Below are 2,708 nucleotides of genomic sequence, written 5' to 3' on the forward strand. Positions count from 1 at the left end.
CACTTCCATTTTACCAAGGAACGGTTTCTTTTTGTTGCACAATTTTGGAGAATGGGGCTATCCCAATTCATTTTTATGACTTATGGGACAGCCCCCTCTGTTCTTGTTTTCCAAATAATCTACTGTTCGGTTATCTCTATTCCTAATTTCCTCGATCGGCACGCTCCATGCGATATGTATATTTAACAAGTTCAATCTGCTGCTGTTTGAAGTCCTCAATCCAATCACCCAATATGTTTTGAAAACGATCCATCTTTCTTCGTAATTCTTCAGATGATTTTCCCTTCCAATCTCCAATGCTCTCATCAATGGAACGCACATGTCGTTTGTTTGCCTCAAGCATGTCCATTAAGAGGTTAATTTCTTTCTCTGCATTCATTAGATCAACTAACTCGACAACTATACTTCGTGACATAAGGTCTATCGCTCCTTCTAAACTTCATCGGCTTGCCTGAAATCTTCGGCTTTCTGATTAATATATTTGGCAATGCTTTGTACTTCTTCTTCGTACCAACGGCTGAACTTGTGTAAGTCACTTGTCAAACGATCAACAATAGGCTCAAGAGAACGGCTGTCACTTGATTCAATCAGTCTAAGAATGGCATTGGTTGCTGTAGGCAGACTGGCTTGGAATTCGTCGACATGCTGCTGCATCTTCTGCCCAGCCCGTTGAAGGTTCTCAAGCGAGAGCTGAATGGTAACCCCTGCACCAGCAGCGAGTGTCTGTCCAAGAGGTCCCAGATATGCACCGTACTTTTCAATGAGTTGATTCACCGTATCCTTCATCTTTTCATTGGCGAGTAATGAATTTAAATATTCGGTGTATCTTGGATTCCCACCAATTAACGCACCATCTGTAGTATAGAGTGTATTGGTGATAAAACCATTTTCGTCAAATTTGAAATTTTCCAAGCCGTGCGCCTTTTCTCCGCCAAATGAGTTGAATACCTTTTCAAGAAAGCCTGTTTTCCCTTCTCCCATAGGTATAGTTATTGAAGTGAAAGTGACGTTTTTCCAAAAAGGGGTTGACACATTAAATGAAGAGTTACTGGTATAGAGTATAAGTGGAAGTGTAATGTCCAAATATTTCTTATTTGCTTCTTCATATGTACGATCAATCATAATTGTATTCGCTGCATGCCGTGTTGGGGAATTCGAGGAACCCGATCCCACGAGATCGCCTGGGCTAACGTAAGCCGTATTTTTCTTGTCGTATTCTCCTGCGTCAATCTTCTTTAGAATTTCATCTGAGACAACGGCTCGAATGCTGGCAGGGTTGTATGTAGTGGATGACAGATTATTATGTACAGCTGTATATTGAGCGAGTGCGCCACCCAAGGAGTGACCGGTTGTAGTTATCTCCGCATTAGGATAAACCTCTTTAACTTCATGATAAAGCTTTTCGGCTAGATAAAACTGATTGTTCTCATAACGCTCTTTTGTTGAAAGATCCTTTACGGATGGATTTGATAAAATGTCAGGATTCTTCTCAATTGTACTCCTAAGGGTTTTGTAACGCCCTCCAACAACATCAATGCCATCAGTTGCAATATCCGGCACTTTACCCCACGACATATCAGGTTCAGTTCCTCTGTACCCGATAACCACTTGATTATCCTTTTTATTGTAATAAACGACTGCATCAAATCCAGAGCCATTAGTGTCATTAAGTGTAGAATTAGGTAAACTAGCACGTATCCAATTTTCTCTGAACTTTATGTCTTTGGGACTAATGTCCCTATTATAGGAGTCTTGGGACATCGCATGTAGAAGTTCATCATTTAAGAAATTCACTGTATTTACCTTCCTATCTAAGTTATTATTAAAATCATACATATTATCCCAAACGTAATCAAGGAGGAAGATTCCAGTTAAGAAAAAATTCAAAATCTCAGTGATTATTTTGTCTGTAGTTGTCCTTTTCTTCAGTTTTGTAATGATCAAGGATCACCTTAACGATAAGAGAATTGTAGAAAGAGCTACGGTTATAGGTGAAAAATACTTTATGGATAATTACGGTGTGTCTGTTAAGTTTATTGATTCTCAGGTCATGGCTGCGTATGTCACTACTAGAGTTGTATTATACGGATACATTGTGGGTAAGGAGGAAGACCAGGTTTATATTAGTATTGATTATCGTAATTATGAAGTTAAAGACACAGGTGTTCCTGTCGATCTTGAGAAAAAGAAATAATTTTTTACGCAAAGGATTTGTATAGAAAATGAGTCGTAAATGGAGGATCATATTAATCGTTTTTGCAGCTTTCACTTTATTAGTAGGTGGTTGTGCAGTTACATATCATGTGAAAAATAATAATATCGTTAAAAAAGCAACACCCATAGGATTAGAGTATTTTAAAAAAGAGTACAACGTTGACGTGGAGTTCACGGATTCTCAGGTTTTTGCTGGTTACGTATCTTCAAAGGTTGTCCTATACGGACATATTAAGGGTGATGGGAATGAGGCAATTAAAATAGCAATTAATTATAATACTTATGAGGTTAAATATGTAGGTGGACCGGAGTGGCTGATACATCCAGAGTAACTTCAAAGGGTAATATATCCATATAACAATGTAATAAGCCTATGGGACTACCTGTCGATCTTGAGAAAAAGAAATAATTTTTTACGCAAAGGATTTGTATAGAAAATGAGTCGTAAATGGAGGATCATATTAATCGTTTTTGCAGCTTTCACTTTATTAGTT

General features: G+C 38.1%; 4 protein-coding genes. 2 read left to right on the plus strand and 2 right to left on the minus strand.

From position 1 onward, the window contains the following. Window positions 1–142: 142 nt before the first annotated feature. Window positions 143–415 carry a hypothetical protein gene (locus tag DFQ00_RS28385; RefSeq protein WP_110899741.1) on the minus strand — a complete coding sequence of 91 codons (273 nt, stop codon included), beginning with the start codon at window positions 413–415 and terminating at the stop codon, window positions 143–145. Between the two features lie 17 nt (window positions 416–432). Further along, window positions 433–1,887: a Tle-like phospholipase domain-containing protein gene (locus tag DFQ00_RS28390; RefSeq protein WP_110899742.1), complete on the minus strand. Its 1,455-nt coding sequence runs from the start codon at window positions 1,885–1,887 to the stop codon at window positions 433–435. 7 nt (window positions 1,888–1,894) lie between these two features. On the opposite strand from DFQ00_RS28390, the gene DFQ00_RS29690 reads away from it, so the two are divergent. Both DFQ00_RS29690 and DFQ00_RS28400 read left to right on the plus strand, forming a co-directional pair. Next, a complete protein-coding gene (locus DFQ00_RS29690) occupies window positions 1,895–2,194 on the plus strand; it encodes a hypothetical protein (RefSeq protein ID WP_110899743.1) in 300 nt (99 codons plus the stop codon). Between the two features lie 28 nt (window positions 2,195–2,222). Further along, window positions 2,223–2,546 carry a hypothetical protein gene (locus DFQ00_RS28400; RefSeq protein ID WP_110899744.1) on the plus strand — a complete coding sequence of 108 codons (324 nt, stop codon included), beginning with the start codon at window positions 2,223–2,225 and terminating at the stop codon, window positions 2,544–2,546. Window positions 2,547–2,708: the final 162 nt, after the last annotated feature.

The organism is Paenibacillus barcinonensis (assembly GCF_003217495.1).
Classification (GTDB): domain Bacteria; phylum Bacillota; class Bacilli; order Paenibacillales; family Paenibacillaceae; genus Paenibacillus; species Paenibacillus barcinonensis.